This window comes from Vreelandella sulfidaeris (assembly GCF_042429665.1).
Lineage (GTDB): Bacteria > Pseudomonadota > Gammaproteobacteria > Pseudomonadales > Halomonadaceae > Vreelandella.
In genome coordinates, this window is record NZ_JBHMAC010000022.1 from 1 (window position 1) to 1,533 (window position 1,533).

Consider the following 1,533-nt stretch of genomic DNA (forward strand, 5'->3'; position numbering starts at 1 on the left):
GACCATGAGTTTCAGGGCAAGCCGATTATCGGTATCTGTAATACCTGGTCGGAGCTGACACCCTGTAATGCGCACTTTCGCAAGCTTGCAGAGCATGTGAAGCAAGGCGTGCTGGAAGCCGGCGGTTACCCGGTGGAGTTTCCGGTGTTCTCCAACGGTGAATCCAACCTACGACCCACTGCCATGTTTACCCGCAATCTGGCCAGCATGGACGTCGAAGAAGCGATCCGCGGGAACCCCATCGACGCGGTGGTGCTGTTAGTGGGCTGTGACAAGACCACCCCCGCGCTGCTGATGGGCGCGGCAAGCTGCGATATCCCCACTATCGTGGTGACTGGTGGGCCGATGCTCAACGGCAAGCACAAAGGCAAGGATATTGGTTCGGGCACGGTGGTGTGGAAGTTATCCGAGCAGGTCAAGGCAGGGGAGATTTCGCTTCACGACTTCATGGCGGCAGAAGCCGGCATGTCACGCTCGGCAGGCACCTGCAACACCATGGGCACCGCCTCCACCATGGCGTGCATGGCGGAATCGCTGGGTACGTCATTGCCCCATAACGCCGCCATTCCGGCGGTGGATTCGCGCCGCTACGTGCTGGCGCACCTGTCGGGTAATCGAATTGTCGAGATGGTCCATGAAGACCTGCGGCTATCCAAGATCCTGACCAAGGAAGCCTTCGATAACGCCATTCGCACTAACGCCGCGATTGGCGGCTCCACCAATGCGGTGATTCACTTGAAAGCCATCGCCGGGCGGATCGGTGTCGATTTAACGCTGGATGATTGGAGTCGCGTCGGGCGCGGCACGCCCACAGTGGTCGACCTGCAGCCCTCGGGGCGCTTCTTGATGGAGGAGTTCTACTACGCTGGTGGCCTGCCTGCGGTACTCAAACGCCTGGGAGAGGCTGATCGGCTGCCGTTCAAAGATGCCCTCACCGTTAACGGCAAAACAATTTGGGAAAACGTCAAGGACGCCCCGCTGTATAACGACGAGGTGATCCGGCCACTGGATAACCCGCTCACTGCGGATGGCGGCATCTGCGTGGTGCGCGGCAACCTCGCGCCTAACGGTGCGGTTCTCAAGCCTTCTGCCGCCACCGCGGAACTGATGCAGCACCGGGGCCGGGCGGTGGTGTTTGAAGACTTTGACGACTACAAGGCGCGTATCAACGACCCGGATCTGGACGTTGAAGCCAATGACATTCTGGTCATGAAACACTGTGGTCCCCGCGGTTATCACGGCATGGCCGAGGTGGGCAATATGGGCCTGCCGCCCAAGATTCTTGCCCAAGGTATTACCGACATGGTGCGGATTTCCGATGCGCGCATGAGCGGCACAGCGTATGGCACGGTAGTGCTGCACGTGGCCCCGGAAGCGGCCGCGGGTGGTCCACTGGCGGCGGTACATAACGGTGACTGGATCGAGCTTGACTGCGCCAGTGGCCGACTGCATCTCGATGTCAGCGATGAAGAGCTGGCCTCGCGCCTGGCCGAGAGCGACCCCACCGCCGCTTCAACGCTTATTGCCAGCCAG

The 1,533-nt window shown here is 60.5% G+C and carries 1 protein-coding gene; it reads left to right on the forward strand.

What is annotated here, in order from left to right:
- Window positions 1-1,533 (forward strand): IlvD/Edd family dehydratase (locus ACFFLD_RS20545; RefSeq protein ID WP_386043881.1); only part of this gene is annotated, 1,533 nt, incomplete at both ends.